Annotated in this window: 18 protein-coding genes and 1 tRNA gene; 5 read left to right on the top strand and 14 right to left on the bottom strand. The window is 35.0% G+C overall.

The genetic code is table 11. The features are described from left to right. Positions 1-2: 2 nt before the first annotated feature. The 4 genes from ACNQGD_RS01985 to xrtF are packed head-to-tail and all read right to left on the bottom strand — an operon-like array spanning position 3 to position 3,252. Positions 3-1,358, bottom strand: a complete 1,356-nt coding sequence (locus tag ACNQGD_RS01985) for an MBL fold metallo-hydrolase (RefSeq protein WP_417998125.1) — start codon at positions 1,356-1,358, stop codon at positions 3-5. A gap of 3 nt (positions 1,359-1,361) precedes the next feature. Further along, positions 1,362-2,225: an ATP cone domain-containing protein gene (locus tag ACNQGD_RS01980; RefSeq protein WP_417996059.1), complete on the bottom strand. Its 864-nt coding sequence runs from the start codon at positions 2,223-2,225 to the stop codon at positions 1,362-1,364. Positions 2,226-2,282: 57 nt separating this feature from the next. After that, positions 2,283-2,726 carry an exosortase F system-associated membrane protein gene (locus ACNQGD_RS01975; RefSeq protein WP_417998124.1) on the bottom strand — a complete coding sequence of 148 codons (444 nt, stop codon included), beginning with the start codon at positions 2,724-2,726 and terminating at the stop codon, positions 2,283-2,285. After that, positions 2,704-3,252 carry an exosortase family protein XrtF gene (gene xrtF / locus ACNQGD_RS01970; RefSeq protein WP_417998123.1) on the bottom strand — a complete coding sequence of 183 codons (549 nt, stop codon included), beginning with the start codon at positions 3,250-3,252 and terminating at the stop codon, positions 2,704-2,706. Before xrtF ends, ACNQGD_RS01975 begins: the two co-directional genes overlap by 23 nt. Before the next feature lie 75 nt (positions 3,253-3,327). Here xrtF and ACNQGD_RS01965 point away from each other — a divergent pair, with 75 nt between their 5' ends. The 5 genes from ACNQGD_RS01965 to rpe all read left to right on the top strand — a co-directional run bounded on the left by ACNQGD_RS01965 (position 3,328) and on the right by rpe (position 8,625). Further along, on the top strand, positions 3,328-3,783 hold the full coding sequence (locus ACNQGD_RS01965) for a GAF domain-containing protein (RefSeq protein WP_416844939.1): 456 nt from the start codon (positions 3,328-3,330) through the stop codon (positions 3,781-3,783). 112 nt (positions 3,784-3,895) lie between these two features. Beyond that, complete coding sequence (gene rpsO, locus ACNQGD_RS01960; RefSeq protein WP_066079886.1) at positions 3,896-4,162, top strand: 30S ribosomal protein S15; 267 nt, start codon at positions 3,896-3,898, stop codon at positions 4,160-4,162. 153 nt (positions 4,163-4,315) lie between these two features. Beyond that, a complete protein-coding gene (locus tag ACNQGD_RS01955; protein ID WP_417993888.1) occupies positions 4,316-6,451 on the top strand; it encodes a polyribonucleotide nucleotidyltransferase in 2,136 nt (711 codons plus the stop codon). A 165-nt stretch (positions 6,452-6,616) separates the two neighbouring features. After that, positions 6,617-7,480: a sigma-70 family RNA polymerase sigma factor gene (locus ACNQGD_RS01950; RefSeq protein ID WP_007137700.1), complete on the top strand. Its 864-nt coding sequence runs from the start codon at positions 6,617-6,619 to the stop codon at positions 7,478-7,480. A 482-nt stretch (positions 7,481-7,962) separates the two neighbouring features. Beyond that, entirely contained in the window at positions 7,963-8,625 is a 663-nt protein-coding gene (gene rpe, locus ACNQGD_RS01945) for a ribulose-phosphate 3-epimerase (RefSeq protein ID WP_131991917.1), read from the top strand. A 31-nt stretch (positions 8,626-8,656) separates the two neighbouring features. Here the strand turns inward: rpe and ACNQGD_RS01940 are convergent, their stop codons facing one another. The 10 genes from ACNQGD_RS01940 to murD all read right to left on the bottom strand — a co-directional run bounded on the left by ACNQGD_RS01940 (position 8,657) and on the right by murD (position 19,765). Further along, entirely contained in the window at positions 8,657-9,466 is an 810-nt protein-coding gene (locus ACNQGD_RS01940; protein WP_417998122.1) for a zinc-dependent peptidase, read from the bottom strand. An 82-nt stretch (positions 9,467-9,548) separates the two neighbouring features. Next, positions 9,549-9,622 (bottom strand) — tRNA-Arg (locus ACNQGD_RS01935). Positions 9,623-9,674: 52 nt separating this feature from the next. Next, positions 9,675-10,124, bottom strand: a complete 450-nt coding sequence (locus ACNQGD_RS01930) for a GatB/YqeY domain-containing protein (RefSeq protein WP_417998121.1) — start codon at positions 10,122-10,124, stop codon at positions 9,675-9,677. 366 nt (positions 10,125-10,490) lie between these two features. Beyond that, positions 10,491-12,425 (bottom strand): cell division protein FtsZ, encoded by a 1,935-nt coding sequence (gene ftsZ / locus ACNQGD_RS01925; protein WP_417998120.1) that lies wholly within the window; start codon positions 12,423-12,425, stop codon positions 10,491-10,493. A 54-nt stretch (positions 12,426-12,479) separates the two neighbouring features. After that, positions 12,480-13,868 (bottom strand): cell division protein FtsA, encoded by a 1,389-nt coding sequence (gene ftsA, locus ACNQGD_RS01920; protein ID WP_417993902.1) that lies wholly within the window; start codon positions 13,866-13,868, stop codon positions 12,480-12,482. A gap of 6 nt (positions 13,869-13,874) precedes the next feature. Next, positions 13,875-14,597 (bottom strand): cell division protein FtsQ/DivIB, encoded by a 723-nt coding sequence (locus tag ACNQGD_RS01915; protein ID WP_417998119.1) that lies wholly within the window; start codon positions 14,595-14,597, stop codon positions 13,875-13,877. Then, complete coding sequence (gene murC / locus ACNQGD_RS01910) at positions 14,584-15,933, bottom strand: UDP-N-acetylmuramate--L-alanine ligase (protein WP_417998118.1); 1,350 nt, start codon at positions 15,931-15,933, stop codon at positions 14,584-14,586. Before murC ends, ACNQGD_RS01915 begins: the two co-directional genes overlap by 14 nt. A gap of 38 nt (positions 15,934-15,971) precedes the next feature. After that, the gene (gene murG / locus ACNQGD_RS01905) at positions 15,972-17,060 is read right to left on the bottom strand and encodes an undecaprenyldiphospho-muramoylpentapeptide beta-N-acetylglucosaminyltransferase (RefSeq protein WP_417998117.1); all 1,089 of its coding nucleotides are present in this window, start codon (positions 17,058-17,060) and stop codon (positions 15,972-15,974) included. Positions 17,061-17,091: 31 nt separating this feature from the next. Continuing rightward, positions 17,092-18,375, bottom strand: coding sequence for an FtsW/RodA/SpoVE family cell cycle protein (locus ACNQGD_RS01900; RefSeq protein WP_417998116.1), 1,284 nt, complete (start codon positions 18,373-18,375; stop codon positions 17,092-17,094). Positions 18,376-18,433: 58 nt separating this feature from the next. Continuing rightward, a complete protein-coding gene (gene murD, locus ACNQGD_RS01895; protein ID WP_417993907.1) occupies positions 18,434-19,765 on the bottom strand; it encodes a UDP-N-acetylmuramoyl-L-alanine--D-glutamate ligase in 1,332 nt (443 codons plus the stop codon).

Here is a 19,765-nt window from a genome sequence, read left to right as displayed (position 1 = left end):
ATTTACAATTCAAATTCTTGTCCCATTAAAGGAATTTTACAATTAAAACCATATTCCTCCTGAATTTTTATCCGAAGTTCATCCATCGGCTGATTTTCTCCATGAACGAGAAAAACTCTCGTTGGTTTATGTTCCAATTCTGACAACCAGTTAAGTAAATCTTTTTGATCGCCATGCGCTGACAAACCTTGAATTTCCAGAATATTTGCTTTTACAGCATAATAGCGACCGTGAATTTTAATTTCTTTTGCGCCTTCCAGTAATTTTCTTCCGCGTGTTCCTTCGGCTTGATATCCTACAATGATAACTGTAGTTTCCGGAAGACCAATATAATGTTCAAGATAGCTCAACACTCTTCCTCCGGTTACCATTCCGCTTGCCGCAATCACCACTTTAGGCTGTTCATCAAAAATCACTTCAATTGTTTCCTGATAATCAGAAACCAATGAAAACATTTTACTCATTTCAGCACATTCTTCCAGCGATAACTTATGCCATTTTTTATTATTCGAAAAAATAGTCAGTGCATTAATTCCCATTGGAGTATCAATAATATAGGGAATATTAGGGATTCTCTCTTCTTTCCTGAGTTGCCACAACAAGTACATGATGGTTTGCGCACGCTCTACGGCAAAACTCGGAATAATAATCGTTCCGCCTTTCTCAACGGTATTGTTAATGTACGTTTCGAGTTCTAATTTGGTATCCGTATGAGGATGCAGTCGATCACCATAAGTACTTTCAAGAAAAACATAATCGGCCTTTTTGGGTTTAGTTGGCGGATACATCAACACATCGTCATCACGACCAATGTCTCCAGAAAAAACTAAGGTTTTATTTTCAAGTGTCACTGCAATACTGCACGCACCCAGAATATGTCCCGCATTCGTATAAACCGCTTCAATCTGGGCATCTAAGGGAACAGGTTCATTGGTTTTAATTACTCTAAAAAACGGAAAAACTTTTTCAGCCTGTTCTACCGTATAAAGTGGTTCGGCATTTTTATGTTTCGAATATTTTCCTTCATTTGCATTTTTAGCTTCTTCCTCCTGAATTTTAGCGCTATCTAAAAGAATGAGTTTAGTAATCTCTTTTGTGGGACTGGTGCAATAAATTTTGCCTTTGAAGCCCTGGTTCACCAATCTTGGCAACCAACCGCAATGGTCTAAATGACCATGAGTCAGCAAAACAAAGTCTATCGTGGAAGGCAAAACAGGCAAAGGCTCCCAATTGAGTTCCCGCAAAGGTTTTATCCCTTGAAATAATCCACAGTCTATCAAAATCTGAATCCCATTGCTATCAATCAATGTTTTAGAACCAGTCACTGTACCTGCTGCTCCAATAAATTTAACTTTCATTTGTTATGAATTTAAATTAAATAATCCAATATTATTCAAAATATAACTGCATAATTCCGTTGCTTCTTTTAATACATTTTTTATCCGGTTTGGACTTAATCCTATTTTCTTCAAGCAATCAGAATGGTTTATAATTTCTTTTACCAAAATCACGTCTAATATCAATAACTTATCTTTTTCGGCTATTGACAACGTGGTTAAGCAAGTTACTGGATAAAGATAATGCGTGTCATTTTTCGTCTTCAGATTATTATCTTCAGGATAATTCCAACTTAACAAACTCAAACCGGAGCATTTTGCAAAATCGACAGCATCTGTTGTAAACCTGTTATTTGTGACGATCCAACAATTTGAAATGACATCTTTTTTTTCAAAAATAGCATGTTGTCTTTCCTTCAAATCATTGAAACGAGACAAAATATACATGGGAACTTTCACATCCGAAGCAGCGTCTCTACCCACATGGTATTTACATTCAACCATGGAAATTTGCTCATTCTTCTTTACTAAAACATCAATTTCATGCAGCACACATTTGCCTTGCAAGGTCATATTTGTTACCGTTTGATACTGTTCCGAAGCAAATAGACGGGCAATGTATTTTTCAAAAAAGAAACCTGCAGGACCTAACAATCGTATCGCTTCTCTTAAATTATAACGCGCTGCATGAGAATTGGCCGTTTTTTTCAATAATGAAAAAGCCATTTTGTAAATTTGCTTCGTAGAAATACCCTCATACATTTGTTTTTTTATAGTATAAAGTATGTTGTCTACCGCAATAACAGTTGCTCCCGATTTTAAAAGTGATTTTTTGAGTTTATCAGAATTAAATTCGACAATATCCCCAGAATGCTTAATGATATTCATACCTTATTAATTTGATAAACAAACACTTAAATCAACATTAAAGATAAATAAAAAAGACTATTTATTTTGTTTTTGATAATAAAATCCTGGTACAAATAGCAAGACAAAAATAGGCTGAATCAAAAATCTGCGAACATAAAACAGAATCCAATTACTGTGCTCCTGTGCGAAGTAGACAATGTAGAAAAAAGCAACAATTAAAATCATAAAGAAAAAATAATACAGGACGAAAGCAAATTTAACCATTGCAACATCCTTGAAAATGACATAAATAATACCCAATGAAATAGCAGTATTTATGGTGTAACGGAACAATAATCCTAAAAACAATTGGGTTGAATTAAAACTTGGCAACGGTAACCTAGTAAAATCTTTTTTGAAAAAATCCAGAAAAGGATCGTAAAACAACTGATTTTCAAAAGCGCGAACAAGTGCTAATAATACAACCAAAAAAAGGAACTGTATAAATCTTAGTTTGTTATTTACTATCTTTTGAAGCATATCTTGAAAATTTACGAACCCAAATTAACCACAAAATAAAAACTACACCATAAATATACAGAGGAAAAAGGACTCCGTGTAAAAATAGTTCTTGTTTTGGAAAATAAAAAATAAGTGCACTTAGAGCCGCAATCCTCAAAATATTCAACACATAAATAAGCAGGCTTCCGCCAAAAATAAAAAGCAGCGTCGCTTGTAGTTTCCCTGAAAAAGCGACTACAAATGAAATAAATAAAATAATTACACTAATTGCATTACAGCCTTCCACAATTCTGGCAACGTATTTCTGATTATAAAACAACTTTATATAAGGATGCGCAGGACTTTCTTCAATTGAAGATCCATCATCAAACAATCGCAACACTTGCTCCGTATTTTTACTCACCATTCTGGTAATCGAATCTATTTTATTTTCTTCAAAACCATTAAGATAGCGCTGATACAAAAAAGTCAGCACTATATAACTCAAAAAAAAGGTCGCTAGAAAAAGCAAAAACGGTTTGTAGAGAATAAAATATTTTTTCAAAATCTATTTTTTAACAAATTTATGTAATTTTTAAAACTGGCTTTAAATACTTTTGCATAAATAAAAAATAAAAACATGACATTTCAAGAATTACAACCAAAAGTAACCGAAATCACTTTAAATACAACGCAGTCAAGAGACGAAAAGCTCTTGTCTATTTGTGAGCTTCTTAGTAACTCCGTTGACTATTATAATTGGGTTGGATTTTATTTTGCTAACCACGAATCCAAAACATTACACTTAGGGCCTTATGTAGGAGCAGAAACAGATCATACGGTAATCCCTTTTGGAAAAGGAATTTGCGGACAAGTGGCCGTTTCTAATGAAAACTTTGTAGTTCCTGACGTTGCAGCGCAAGATAATTATATTGCTTGTAGTTTTACTGTAAAATCAGAGATCGTAGTGCCGCTTTTTGTAAACGGAGAAAACATAGGACAAATTGATATTGACAGCCATGTCATAGATCCATTCACTAAAGAGGATGAAAAGTTCCTCGAGTTTGTGAATGAAGAAATTGCGAAATTGTACTAAGATTTAAAATATTTTACAATTCATAATTAATAATTGATAATTATTTTCTACTTTTGCACCCGTCTTACAATAGCTGTATGACATACATAAAAATCATTAAACAAATATTGGAATGTATTTAACTAAAGAGATTAAAGAAGAAATCTTCGCTAAACACGGAGAAAAAACAAACACTGGAAAATCAGAAGCTCAAATTGCTTTGTTCACTTTCAGAATTAGCCATTTAACAGAGCACTTGAAAAAAAATCGTCATGATTATAACACAGAGCGCTCATTAGTATTGCTAGTAGGGAAAAGAAGATCTTTGTTGGATTACTTGAAGAAAACAGAAATCAACAGATACCGTGAAATTATCAAAGTATTGAATATCAGAAAATAATCAATATAAAAGAGGTGCGAAAGTGCCTCTTTTTGTTTTTATATACAATAATAAAAAAGTTTGGTTTTTCATTGGGTTTTAGGCATTAACTACGCAAAACAACAACTACAACACAACTAAAACCCATTGTTTAATCTAAAGAGAATTAAAATTATGATTCCACAATTATTTGTAGAAAACATCGATTTAGGAGATGGCAGAAGCATCTCAATCGAGACAGGACGTTTAGCCAAACAAGCTGACGGTGCTGTAGTAGTAAGAATAGGCAAAACTGTTATTTTAGGAACAGTAGTATCTTCAAGAAAAGCAACTCCAGGCATCGACTTTTTACCACTTACGGTAGATTATCGTGAAAAATTTGCTGCAGCAGGACGTTTTCCTGGTGGTTTTTTCAAAAGAGAAGCTCGTCCAAGCGATAACGAAGTTTTAACAATGAGATTAGTTGACCGTGTATTGCGTCCACTTTTCCCAGATGATTATCATGCTGAAGTACAAGTAATGATTCAATTAATGTCTCATGATGACGACGTTATGCCTGACGCATTAGCAGGATTAGCCGCTTCGGCAGCATTAGCATTATCTGACATTCCTTTCGAAACTTTAATTTCTGAAGCTCGTGTAGGTCGTATTGACGGTAAATTTATTATCAATCCAAGTCGTGCACAATTAGAGTTATCTGATATCGACATGATGATTGGTGCTTCAACAGATTCTATCGCAATGGTAGAAGGTGAAATGAAAGAAATTTCAGAAGCAGAAATGGTTGAAGCCATTAAATTTGCTCACGAACACATCAAAGTTCAAATTGCAGCCCAAGAAAGATTGGTAGCAGCATTTGGAAAAAAAGAAGTTCGTACCTACGAAACTGAAAAATCTGACGATGCTATTTACACTAGAGTAAAAGCAGCTGCTTATGATAAAATTTATGATATTGCAAAAATCGGATCTTCTAAACAAGAGCGAACTGCTGCATTTGCAGAAGTAAAAGAAGAAGTAAAAGCTTCCTTTACAGAAGAAGAATTGGCAGAAAACGGAGACTTAGTAGGGAAATATTTCTACAAAGTCAACAAAGAAGCCGTTCGTAATGTAACACTAGATTTAGGAACACGTCTTGACGGAAGAAAAACTACTGAGATCAGACCTATCTGGTGTGAAATAGATTATTTACCATCAGTTCACGGTTCGGCATTGTTTACACGCGGAGAAACTCAAGCTTTGGCAACAGCTACTTTGGGAACTTCCAGAGAAGCAAACCAAATTGATTCACCATCTCAACAAGGAGAAGAAAAATTCTATTTGCATTATAATTTCCCCCCATTTTCTACAGGAGAAGCTCGTCCTTTAAGAGGAACTTCCAGAAGAGAAGTTGGTCACGGAAACTTAGCACAACGTGCTTTGAAAAACATGATTCCTTCAGATTGTCCTTATACAATTCGTGTCGTTTCTGAAGTATTAGAATCTAACGGTTCTTCTTCTATGGCAACGGTTTGTGCTGCAACATTATCATTAATGGATGCTGGAATTCAAATGATACGTCCCGTTTCTGGAATTGCAATGGGATTGATTACTGACGGTGATCGTTTTGCTGTTTTATCAGACATTCTTGGTGACGAAGATCACTTGGGAGATATGGACTTTAAAGTAACTGGAACTACTGAAGGTATTACAGCTTGTCAAATGGACATCAAAATTGATGGATTGAAATACGAGATTATGGAAGCTGCTTTGGCTCAAGCCAGAGATGGTCGTTTGCACATTCTTGGAATTCTAACAGATACGTTAGCAACTCCAAAAGCAGATGTTAAAACGTATGCTCCAAAAATTATCACAAGAACAATTCCTGGTAACTTTATTGGTGCGTTGATCGGACCTGGTGGAAAAGTAATTCAAGAATTACAAAAAGCTACAGGAACAACTATCGTAATTAACGAAGTTAACGAACAAGGAGTTATCGAAATTCTTGGAACAGATCCTGCCGGAATTGAAGCAGTATTGGCTAAAATCCAATCCATTACCTTCAAACCGCTAATGGGAGAAGCGTATGAAGTGAAAGTAATCAAAATGCTAGATTTTGGTGCAGTTGTAGAATACCTTGATGCTCCAGGAAACGAAGTTTTACTTCACGTTTCTGAATTAGCTTGGGAAAGAACAGAAAATGTTGCCGATGTAGTAAACATGGGTGATGTATTCATGATTAAGTATCTTGGTTTGGATCCTAAAACTCGTAAAGAGAAAGTATCTAGAAAAGCATTAATGGCAAGACCTCCACGTGAGGAGAAAAAAGAGTAATCAGATCTTAGTTTACTAAAGGTTTATTTATAGAAAATCCCGTTTCATGTATTTGAAACGGGATTTTCGTTTTTATTTAAATTATTTTAGAAACTATTGTAACTTTTTTGATACTACACACGTATAACCATTTGTACACTTAAAAATTGAGGAGACAAAAAAAACATGAGACAACTAAAAATCACCAAGCAGGTAACCAATCGTGAAACTGCTTCATTAGACAAGTATTTACAAGAAATTGGAAAAGTTGACCTTATTACCGCTGACGAAGAGGTAGAATTAGCACAAAAGATTAAAGCCGGTGACCAGAAAGCATTAGAGAAATTGACAAAAGCCAATTTACGTTTCGTGGTTTCGGTAGCAAAACAATATCAAAATCAAGGGTTAACACTTCCCGATTTGATTAACGAAGGAAATTTAGGATTGATAAAAGCAGCACAACGTTTTGATGAAACACGTGGTTTCAAATTCATTTCGTATGCCGTTTGGTGGATTCGTCAATCAATCTTACAAGCATTGGCAGAACAATCCCGTATCGTTCGTTTGCCTTTGAACAAAATTGGTTCTATCAATAAAATCAACAAAATGTATGCCTTATTAGAGCAATCTAACGAGCGTCCACCATCTGCTGAGGAAATTGCAAAAGAACTTGACATGACTGTGAATGACGTAAAAGAGAGCATGAAAAACTCTGGTCGTCACTTATCAATGGATGCGCCTCTTGTAGAAGGAGAAGATTCTAACCTTTATGACGTTTTACGTTCAGGTGAATCACCAAATCCAGACAGAGAATTAATCCACGAATCATTGCGTACTGAAATCGAGCGTTCCTTAGAAACATTGACTCCAAGAGAAGCTGATGTAGTTCGTCTATACTTTGGTCTTGGCGATCAACACCCAATGACATTAGAGGAAATCGGAGAAACTTTCGACCTGACTCGTGAGCGTGTGCGTCAAATCAAGGAAAAAGCAATCCGAAGATTAAAACACACTTCAAGAAGCAAAATACTAAAAACCTATTTAGGATAAAACAGTCAAATGCCATAAAGTCAAAAATCATAACGTTCCACAACAGTATGATTTTTGACTTTCGGCTTTCGACTAATAAGTAACGACGGTCTGATTAACTGTTCGTTTTTTGATTGATGATTGAAACTCCGGCTGATTACCGGAGTTTTGCTTTTTCAGCAAACTCCGGTCAGTTCGAACTACGCCCTTGGGTTTCCGGAGTTTTATTTTTTAATCTGAAATTTTTCACTTTTCACTTTTCACTTTTCACTTTTCACTAATAAGGCGTAACCCTCCGTAAAAACTTCGGGTCGGGCTTTCGGCTTTATCTCTCCGTTACACTTCGAGGATATCGCCTCTATCCCTTACGCACTGTACGAACAACTCGCGAGTTATCCCTTCTCTAAAAAACTTTCTGCAATTGCTCTAAAAAAACTACTTTTACACAAACAATACAAACTGTAAAGACGCACTGCAATGCACTTCTACACAACAACTACACAATGAAGAATACACTTATTGCACCATCAGTGCTAGCTGCCGATTTTGGCAATCTGCAACGCGATATCGAAATGATCAACAACAGTGAAGCCGATTGGTTTCATATTGATATCATGGATGGCGTTTTTGTTCCAAATATTTCTTATGGTATGCCAGTTCTGGAAGCCATCAACCGACATGCAAAAAAAACAATTGACGTACACTTGATGATTGTAGATCCGGATCGTTACATTAAAACTTTTGCCGAGTTAGGCGCTAATATTCTAAGTGTACACTATGAAGCTTGCACGCACCTTCATAGAACGCTACAAGCCATCAAAGCCGAAGGGATGAAGGCTGGAGTTGCCATTAATCCGCATACTAATATTGACTTACTGGAAGATGTAATCAACGACATTGATTTAGTGTGTATCATGAGTGTGAATCCAGGTTTTGGAGGACAATCTTTTATAGAAAACACCTATGCTAAAATTGAAAAGCTAAAAGCTTTAATCACTAAAAAAGGAGCAACTACAATCATTGAAATTGACGGTGGTGTAACCAATAAAAATGCAAAACAATTAGTAGAAGCCGGAGCCGATGTTCTTGTAGCTGGAAGTTTTGTTTTCAAAGCCGAAAATCCAACCCAAACAATACAAGATTTAAAGAAACTAACAAACTTCTAGAAAACAAAAAATGGCGCATAAAGCGCCATTTTTATTTTAAATATTCTTCTTTGAAATTAATCATTCTTGAAATGTGTGCGTATAGTTCCGGATGCTCCATTTTAAAAACATGGGGTGTCTCATAAAAATGCTCCAAGATAACCGATAAAAATTCAAATTGATTTTCATAAGCATACAATCTAAAATAATCTGTTCGAGTTAACTCGTTATTCAAAGCAGGATCGCTGTAATATTTTATGACTTCATTAAATTCATCAAAAAAGATAATGGCACTTGGATCATTACTCCTTAAGCAATGAAAATGCAACACATGAGAAAACTCATGTAAACCTAGATTAATATTGTCATTTGAGGTTAAATGTCCCAACAAAAAATCATCCCACGAAAAAACTACCGCTTTCATTCTGGGATTAAATTCTCCTTTATGATACGCTTGATTCACTGTAGAAAAATAACTGGAAGGATAAATTATTATTTTATTGAATAGCGTAACCAGATAATTTCTCATCCCAAAAGTCAGCATCACATACGTTCCCGCAATCAGCATTTTCATTTGTTCCGTAATGAGGGTTTCTTTTCCTATAAACTCATATTTAGCAATAAACGCATTTACCCGATGTTCAAAATATATTTTCCTTTTAGAAGAAAGTCTTTTATAAAACAAAAACTCGTTGACTAAAATTTGGCGTTGACTTGGTTTTAATTTTTTAGAGAAAGGATACCAATGGATATAAAGTGGTTTATTAAATAGCAAAATATAAGCTGGTTCAACTACTCTAAAAATTAAAAGCAGGAGAAATAATGTTCCAAAAAGTATTGAAATAAAAATTTTCAATGACATATTTTACAACTGTTTTAAAATGAAAAATGCCCCAAAAGATTCAAGTAAACTTGATTTTTTGAAACATTTTCATTGGTTTTTGTGGCCGCGACAGGGTTCGAACCTGCAACCCTCAGAGTCGAAATCTGATATTCTATCCAGTTGAACTACGCAGCCATTTTATTTTAGATTTTTAGATTTATTCTAATTATCTAAAAGTCTAAGTAGTCTAAACTAATAGTTTTTTAACTAGTGTAGAAATTGTTTTTCCTTCGGCAGTTCCACCTAATTGTGCAGCAGCTAATCCCATCACTTTTCCCATTGAAGCAATTCCTGATGCACCCGTTTCTGCAATAATTTTTGCAATCACAGCTTCTACTTCTGCTTCGCTTAATTGTGCCGGTAAGAATTTTTCAATTACTGCAATTTGAGCCAATTCTGGTTCCGCTAAATCCAAACGGTTTTGTTCCGTAAAAATTCGAGCACTTTCTTTACGAGTTTTCACTAATCTTTGAAGCAATTTAACTTCATCGTCTTCCGTTATTTCTTCTTTAGATCCTGTAGCCGTTTGTGCTAATAAGATTTCAGATTTGATAGCTCTTAAAGCTTCTAAGGCAACGGTATCTTTGGCTCTCATGGCGGTTTTTATTTCGTCCATGATTTGTACTGATAAACTCATATTCTTTATAGTTAATTTGGTTAATCGATTATTCGTTTAATCGATTGTTGAAATATTATTTTTGAAAGCGATTCTTTTTAAATGCCCTAGATGGTAGTGTAAAGCCTTTGTAGGAGAAAATGAATTTTTTCATGTCCTTAAAAAGCGACTTTAGAAGCTCTTTTAAGGGAGTAGAAAAAAACATTTTTGACAAAAAGCTTGCAACGACAGCTGGATTAAGGCCCTGCAAATTTAAAGAAATTTACTGTAATTAACAACAAGAGATTGCTTCGTCGTTCTAATAGTTGCACCAACTCCTCGCAATAACAAAAAAATAACCCGAAAATTAATTTAATTTTCGGGCTACCTCATTTTGGTTTGAGTTAGTTAATCTACGTTGTCATGTAAATACGAGTTGTTAGAACGCAATTGTAAATCGTTATTGCTGTCTGTTCCTACAGAAATTCTCGAGTTTGTATTATTGGCTTGATTGTTTGAAATATCTATTCCCAATCTTTTATAAGCTGGCTCTTTTTCATATTCATCAATTTTAGAAACATTGTTATGAAACTTATAATTGAATTCTTTTAATTTTTTTCTTCTTTCATCGGCTCTCATACGCAATGATTCTTCGATTGTCATTTCTGTTGGAGAAATAGCGTCAAAGTCAACAGGTGTATGTACTGACTTGTCCACTTGCTTCATTGTGATGTTTAATTCTGCTGGAATAACAACTTCTGGAGTTTTAGCAACTGGCTTAGCCATGAAATCATGCTCCGGTTCCATATACTCTTCAAGCGAATATTTAATAATTCCGTTATCAGTCAATTCTGTTACGGGAACAAATTGAACTGCTTCATTTACTTTGATATCGCGAGTTTCACTCGTTAATTCAAACATAACTTTGCTTTCTTCAACTTTCGCTACCGGTTCTGCTTTGAAAAGTGGCAAATCAAAGGAGAACGTTGTTTGTTTTTGTCTTTCGATAACTTTTGGCTGTACAGCCTTTACTTCTGCTACTGGAGATGTGATTGTGAAATCAATATCAGTGATAGGAGAAACGATTTCGAAAGTAACATCTAAATTTTTAATAAATTCAGACATAACCATCAATTCCTCTTTATTTATTGTTGGTGCTGTAACCACTGGCTCTGGAGCAACAACTGTATCTTCTAATAAATCGAAAACTACTCTTTCATTTGAATTAGAAGCTGAAGATTCTGTATTTAAATCAAAGGCTGTAACCGTTTTATTACTTAGATTATGAACACTTCTTTGCTCATCTTCTAACGTGTGTATAATTTTTTTAGGCTCTGTATTTACGATTTCATTTTGTTGTTCAATATCAAAACCTGTCGCAATAATGGTTACTGCAATAGCATCTCCAAGTGATTCGTCTTCACCAACCCCCATAATAATATTTGCATTATGACCTGCTTCAACTTGAATATGATCATTGATTTCTCCAATTTCGTCAATTGTAATTTCATTAGTTCCAGAAACGATAAGCAACAATACGTTTTTGGCACCAGTAATTTTATTATCATTTAACAAAGGAGAATCTAAAGCCGCAACAATGGCTTCCTTAGCTCTATTTTCACCAGAAGAAACAGAAGATCCCATAATAGCAGTTCCACTATTAAACAATACTGTTTTGGCATCTCTTAAATCGATATTTTGAGTATAGTGATGTGTGATTACTTCGGCAATACCTCTTGAGGCTGTTGCTAAAACTTCATCCGCTTTTGAAAATCCAGCTTTGAAACCAAGATTTCCATACACTTCTCTTAATTTATTGTTATTGATAACAATTAAAGAGTCGACTTGTTTGCGTAATTTTTCAATACCAATTAACGCTTGTTCCTGACGCACTTTCCCTTCAAACAAGAAAGGTAATGTCACAATCCCTACAGTAAGAATGTCTCTTTCTTTAGCCAATTGTGCGATAACCGGTGCAGCTCCAGTTCCAGTACCACCGCCCATTCCGGCAGTGATGAATACCATTTTAGTATTTCTATCCAACATTTTTTCAATCTCAGAAATACTTTCAATAGCGGATTGCTGTCCTACATCTGGGTTTGCTCCAGCACCCAGTCCTTCTGTTAAATGCACTCCTAACTGAATTTTATTAGGCACCGAACTACTTTGTAAGGCCTGAGAATCCGTATTACATACGATGAAATCTACACCTTTTATTCCTTGTTTAAACATGTGATTTATGGCGTTACTTCCGCCTCCACCTACACCAATAACTTTGATTACATTTGATTGGTTCTTTGGTAAATCAAATGAAATACTTCCAAATTCTGAGTTGCTCATCATTTTATTTGGTTTTTGATATTTATTATTAATTATTGTGTTTTTCTGGGCACTGCCCTATTCTGCATTATCTAAGAAATCCTTAATCTTATCCACATAACGGTCAAAGAAATTTCTTTGTATCCTGTTTACGGTAGAATTATGTTTCTCATTTGAGTTTTGATCCTCTTCGTCTTCCTCTTTCTCAAAAACTTCATTGATCACCGGACTTTGAACAACTGCTTGTCTGTATGCCGGAGGAGCTTTCGGTTGTTCAATGGCATCCATTCTTACCGCGCTCTGTGTTTTATTTTCAATGCTTTTCATTACTAATCCAACTGCTGTTGCATACAAAGGACTTGAAATTTCCTCATCTGAATTCCCGGCTAAATGTTCGTTTGGATATCCTATTCTCGTATCCATTCCTGTAATATATTCCACTAACTGTTTGATGTGTTTCAATTGCGCACCACCACCAGTAAGTACAATTCCTGCAATCAGTTTTTTACGTGGATCTTCGTGTCCGTAAGCTTTCACTTCAGTGAACACCTGATCTACTATTTCCACAACACGAGCATGGATTATTTTAGATAGATTTTTCAAAGAAATCTCTTTTGGCTCTCTACCTCTTAATCCTGGAATAGAAACAATCTCGTTGTCTTTATTTTCTCCTGGCCAAGCTGATCCAAATTTCACTTTCAATAATTCAGCCTGCTTTTCAATGATCGAACATCCTTCTTTGATATCATCTGTAATCACATTTCCTCCAAAAGGAATTACCGCTGTGTGACGAATAATACCATCTTTGAAAATAGCCAAATCTGTTGTTCCGCCACCTATATCGATAAGCGCAACTCCAGCTTCTTTTTCTTCCTGACTCAATACCGCATCAGCTGAGGCCAATGGCTCCAAGGTCAATCCTGACAATTCGATTCCAGAACTTTGAATACATCTGCCTACATTACGGATGGATGAGGCTTGTCCTACTACAACATGAAAACTTGACTCTAATCTTCCGCCATACATCCCTATGGGCTCTTTGATTTCGGATTGTCCGTCAATTTTAAATTCCTGTGGCAAAACATGTATAATTTCTTCGCCAGGTAACATTGCCAATTTATTTACTTGGTCAATCAAAAGCTGAATGTCATTCCCGCCAATTACTTCTTCGGGATTGCTTCTGCTAATGTAATCTGTATGTTGTATACTACGGATGTGTTGTCCCGCAATTCCTACCACTACATCTTTTATTTTATAGCCTGAATTATTTTCGGCTTCTTGAATCGCTTGCTGTATTGATTGTATGGTTTGAGTGATGTTATTTACCACACCTCTAGCCACACCTAAACTTTTAGATTTACCTACACCTAAAATTTCTAGTTTCCCATATTCATTCTTCTTGCCTATCATGGCAACTATTTTAGTTGTCCCAATATCTAGACCTACTGCAATATTCTCTTTTTCCATTATCTATTATTTAGTGCAAACTACTTGTTCCGTAAATCGGAGGTCAATTTTTTTATATTTATACAACGAACTATCTAAAGCCGCTTTTTGAAAAAAAGCTTTATAATTCTTGAATTTACGCTCGACATTTATAATTCTACCAAAATCAATTTGATAATCAAAATTTCTGTTTAGCATTTTTAAGCTTCCATTAGGCATAATTTGAATTCCGATGATATTTTTTTTCAAAAACGCATCGTCATAGATTAAGCGAAATAAATCGGATAAATCTTCGTTATTTTTTTTATTTATTCCCCCTGAAACAAGTGGAACTCTCGCTGTAAAATTAGTTGACAATGGCATTCTATCTCCTTCGTAATCAATATAAAAAGAACCATTATTGTCAAAAACTCTAGCAATAGGAGTTTTTTGTTTCACCACTGCTTTTAACACACCATCAATACTTACAAATACATCTGATTTTTCAATCATTTCTTGTGCATTTAGAGTTGTTTCTAGCTTATTCAAATCTAAATTAACTTTTTGAATGCTGGATGCCTCTCTTTTATTTTCTATTAACAATTTATTAACCGTTTCTTGCCTTACAAAAGGAGCGTTATCTCCTACAAAAACAACAACAGATTTAGTCAATTTTCTATTTGCATTACGATTTGACGTAAATGAAAACAGAAAAATCACCAATACAAACATCAGTAATAATCGAATATTTGTCCAATTAAAGAGTTTCATTTATTGCTTTTTTAATTGATGGTACTAATTCTCCAATATCTCCAGCTCCAATTGTAACAATAATCGATGCGTCACTTGCTAAAATTGACGCAATCAAATCGCCTTTATTTACAATTTTTCTATGACTATTCGTCATTTTATCCATCAGCCACTGTGAGTTTATCCCTTCCATCGGCAATTCACGGGCCGGATAAATATCCAATAAAATAACATCATCAAAAGCCGATAAACTTTTGGCAAAATCATCTGCAAAATCTCTCGTTCTACTAAACAAATGGGGTTGGAAAACTGCCAAAACTTTTTGGTTTGGATACAATTCAGTAACCGCCTGATGCACTGCGTTTATTTCTGTTGGATGATGCGCATAATCATCAATATAAACCTTACTTTCTGTTTTTATTTGGTATGAAAACCTTCTTTTTATTCCCTTAAATGATGCAATGGCCTTTGCAATGGCATCGGTTGGGGTGCCGAATAATTTTGCCATTGCGATAGCCATTAATGCATTCATTAAATTATGTCTTCCCGGCAAACCAAAATGCAAATCCTTGATGACTTCTGTAGGAGTTTGTACATCAAAAACATAGCTGCCATTTCTTATTCTAACGTTAAAAGCATTGTAAACCGCATCTTCGTTTACCCCACAGGTTACGCCTTCTATCGATAGTTCTTTTGTTATAAAAAGATTACTCTTATCTTCTACTTTCGAAGCAAATTCAAGAAAAGATTCTTCTATTGCCTCACTGGTTCCATAAATATCCAAATGATCGGCATCCATAGAAGTTATACAGGCAATATTTGGATGCAAATGCAGGAATGATCGATCAAATTCATCGGCTTCAACAACAGTTACTGTTTTTCCGCTTCCTATTAAATTCGAATTATAGTTTTCTACTATTCCACCAATGAAAGCAGTAACATCAGCACCGCTCTCTTGCAAAATATGTCCCAAAATTCCTGAAGTTGTTGTTTTCCCATGTGTTCCGGCAACTGCAAAACAAAAGGTATCTTTGGTGATTATTCCTAAAACCTCTGCTCTTTTTTTTACTTGAAAGTCTCTCTCCACGAAATAATTCCACTCTGAATGCGTCTTAGGAACAGCCGGTGTAATAATGACCAAGGTATTTTCTATGTAAAAATCTTTCGGAATCGCATCAATACTGTCTTCAAAGTGAATTGGAATTCCACTTTTTATTAATTCATTGGTAAGAGCGGATGGTGTTTTATCATAACCTGAGACATTTTTGCCCAGATTCTTGAAATACCGAGCCAAATTACTCATCCCAATCCCTCCGATTCCGATAAAATAGACGTTATGTATTTGATTTAAGTTCATTTTATTTTGAGTCTTTGGTATATTATCTTTTTTTATTTCTATCTAATTAACTTTACTATTTCATCAACAATTTTCTTTGTTGCTTCTGGCATAGCCAATATTTTTATGTTTTCACTCAGCTGACTTTGTTTTCCCGGATCTTTTAGTAAGAGTTCAAAAACAAGACTGAATTGTGAATCAAGCTCGGATTCTTTCAGCATTAAAGCGCCTTTTTTATCGACTATCGCTTGTGCGTTTTTAGTTTGATGGTCTTCGGCAACATTTGGGGAGGGAATAAAAATTACGGGTTTCCCCACAATGCACAATTCCGAAACGGATGATGCACCCGCGCGCGAAATAACAATATCTGCAGCAGCATACACAAAATCCATCCTTTCAATAAAAGCGACAACCTGAACATTAGCCGAATTGTATTTTTCATAATCTTCTAAATACAACTTTCCGCACTGCCAAATCACCTGAACATTTTGAGAAAGCATATTGGCTAACTCTTTTTCGATTAATTGGTTTACTCTTCTTGCTCCAAGGCTGCCTCCAAGAACCAATACTGTTTTTTTATTTGGATCTAAATTAAAATATTGAATAGCCTCTCCTCGTTTACTTTCGATAGCTATTAAATCCTGTCGCACTGGATTTCCAGTCAAAATCATTTTCTCTTTTGGAAAAAAGCGCTCTAAATTTTCATAAGCAACACAAATTTTATTTGCTTTTTTACTCAATAGTTTATTGGTAATTCCCGGAAAGGAATTTTGCTCTTGAATCACTGTTGGAATTCCTGCAATAGCGGCTACTTGTAATAAAGGTCCACTCGCAAAACCACCTGTTCCAATAACTACATCCGGCTTGAACTGTTTGATTATTGTTTGTGATTTTAATAAGCTTGAAAGCAACTTCACTGGAAAAAGAGCATTATCAAATGTCAGTCTACGCTGCAAACCTGATATCCAAAGTCCTTTAATATTGTAACCTGCCTGAGGTACTTTTTGCATTTCCATTTTGTCTTTGGCACCTACAAAAAGAAATTCGGCATCAGGAAAACGAGCTTTTAATTCATTTGCAATAGCAATTGCAGGATAGATATGTCCTCCCGTTCCGCCACCACTTAATATGAATTTATACTGTTTCATTTTTATTAATTTCTAATTTTCTAAAAAAGACCTATTTGTTCAAGACCGCATGCATAGGATTCTTCGCTTTATCTTCTATCGAATAATTCTCAGCTACAACCTCTTCTTCTAATTCCCTGTCAATTAATTTTTGTAACGCTTCTTCTCTTTTGGCAGTATCTTTCAATTCCTGCGCAATTTCTTCTTCTTTTTTTGTAACGCTAATGATGATTCCAAGTGCAAAACAAGTCATCCAGATGGAACTTCCTCCACTACTGATCAAGGGCAATGTTTGTCCCGTAACTGGCAATAATTCAACTGCAACAGCCATATTAACCATTGCCTGAAATATCATGGGAAAACCCAATCCTACAACTACTAATTTCCCGAACAATGAATTGGCTTTATGTGATGCTATTACAAATCGAAACAACAATAATAAATACAACATCAATACTCCTAAACCTCCTATTAGTCCATATTCTTCGACGATTATGGCAAAAATAAAATCGGAAGAAGATTGAGGTAAAAAGTTCTTTTGAACACTTTTCCCAGGGCCGAGTCCATATATTTTACCCGAAGCGATGGCAATTTTAGCTTTCTCTATTTGATAATCATCTTCATCCGGTTTATCACTGGTAAAATTATCAATACGACTGATCCAAGTATCCACACGGTTAGGAAAAGCATCCGGAAAAGCTTTAGCAATCAAAATAAAAAATGCCAGAAACACAATTCCTGACCCTACTACAATCCCAATATAACGCAACGGATATTTTCCAATAAAAACCAACATCAGCACCATAGAAAAAATTAATGCTGTAGTAGAGAAATTAGCCGGAAGAATAAATATTAATGTAATAAATACCGGCAACCAAAGCTCCCAAATAGAGGATTTAAAAGAAATAGGAACTTCTCTGGTTTTAGACAAATAACGGGCTACAAAAATAAACAACACCATTGCTGCCAATGTTGACGTTTGAAACGTAACCCCTATAAACGGCACTTGAATCCATCGACTGGCATTAGCACCAGCGATAACGGTTCCTTTGATTAATGTGTAGGCCAATAATAGCCAAACAACATACAAAGCTCCTTTAGAAATTGCCTTAAAATAATGGTAAGGCACTTTATGCACCATAAAAATAATGGTAAAACCAATACAAATATGCACGATATGTTTAACTAAATAACCTAATGTATTTCCGTTTCCTTGACCAATATAAGCCAAATTACTACTAGCACTAAAAACAGGCATAAATGAAAACAAGGCCAGTAAGGCCACGAATGACCAAATCCCTTTATCTCCTTTTAAATTGCTGACTAGTTGTTTCATTTTTTTAAAGTTTTTGTGTTTAAAGTTAAAGTTGCTCAACTTTAAACCTTAAACATCTTTATAGATTCTTAACCGCTTGTTTGAATTGTTTACCTCTGTCTTCGTAGCTTTCAAATAAATCGAAACTGGCACAAGCTGGTGATAATAAAACCGTATCTCCTTTTTCTGATAAACGTTGTGCCATTTTCACAGCATCATTCATGTTATCCACTTCAATCATCATATCAACAACATTTCCAAAAACATCAATAATTTTTTTATTGTCTACACCAAGGCAAATAATAGCTTTAACTTTTTCACGAACTAATGACATCAATTCATTGTAATCATTTCCTTTGTCAACACCTCCCACAATCCAGACTGTAGGCGTATTCATGCTATCTAATGCAAAAAAAGTAGCGTTTACATTGGTTGCTTTTGAATCATTTATGTATTGCACATTTTGAATTTTCAATACTTTTTCAAGACGGTGTTCTACTCCCTGAAAATTAGATAAACTCTCCCGTATTGTAGATTTTCTAATCTGCATCAATTTTGCCACAGAGGTTGCTGCCATTGCGTTTTTCATGTTATGTTTTCCTTCTAAGGCAATATATTCTGTGTCCATTGTAAACTCTTCTTGATTGATTGAAATTTCCATTTTGTTGTTTTTTATATAAGCTCCTTCGCTGAACGTTTTAGTCAATGAAAAAGGAATTAATTTAGCTTTTGTTGTATGTGTTTTAAACCATTCTGCAATGGCTTCATCATCGGCATCGTAAATGAGGTAATCTTCCTCGGTTTGATTCATCGTAATTCTAAACTTTGAATCAATGTAATTTTCATATTTGTAATCGTATCGATCTAAGTGATCCGGGCTAATATTTGTAATAATGGCAATATGTGGCTTAAAATTTAAGATTCCGTCCAATTGAAAACTACTCAACTCCAGCACATACGAATCGTATTTATTATCCGCAATTTGCCAAGCAAAACTCTTTCCAATATTTCCTCCCATTCCAACATTTAATCCTGCTGATTTTAGTAAATGATGCGTAAGCATTGTCGTAGTCGTCTTGCCATTACTCCCGGTAATCCCTATTATGGTTGCATCTGTAAAAGGTGCTGCAAACTCAATTTCAGATAATACTGTAATCCCTTTTTCAACAAGCTTTTTTACTATTGGCGATTTATCTGGAATTCCGGGGCTTTTCATCACCACATCGGCATTCATAATCAAATTTTCGGAATGCTTTTCCTCTTCCCAAGCTATTCCATTAATGATAAGAACCTCTTTGTAATTTCCTTTTATCTTTCCGAAATCAGACACAAAAACCTCATATCCTTTTTTCTTGCCCAGAATAGCAGTACCTACACCACTTTCTCCTCCGCCTAAGATTACTAGCCTCAT

The sequence above is a fragment of the Flavobacterium glucosi genome (assembly GCF_048286535.1).
Taxonomy (GTDB): Bacteria; Bacteroidota; Bacteroidia; order Flavobacteriales; family Flavobacteriaceae; genus Flavobacterium.
The sequence above is the reverse complement of the archived record's forward strand: the minus strand, read 5'-3'. Positions and strand labels throughout refer to the sequence as shown.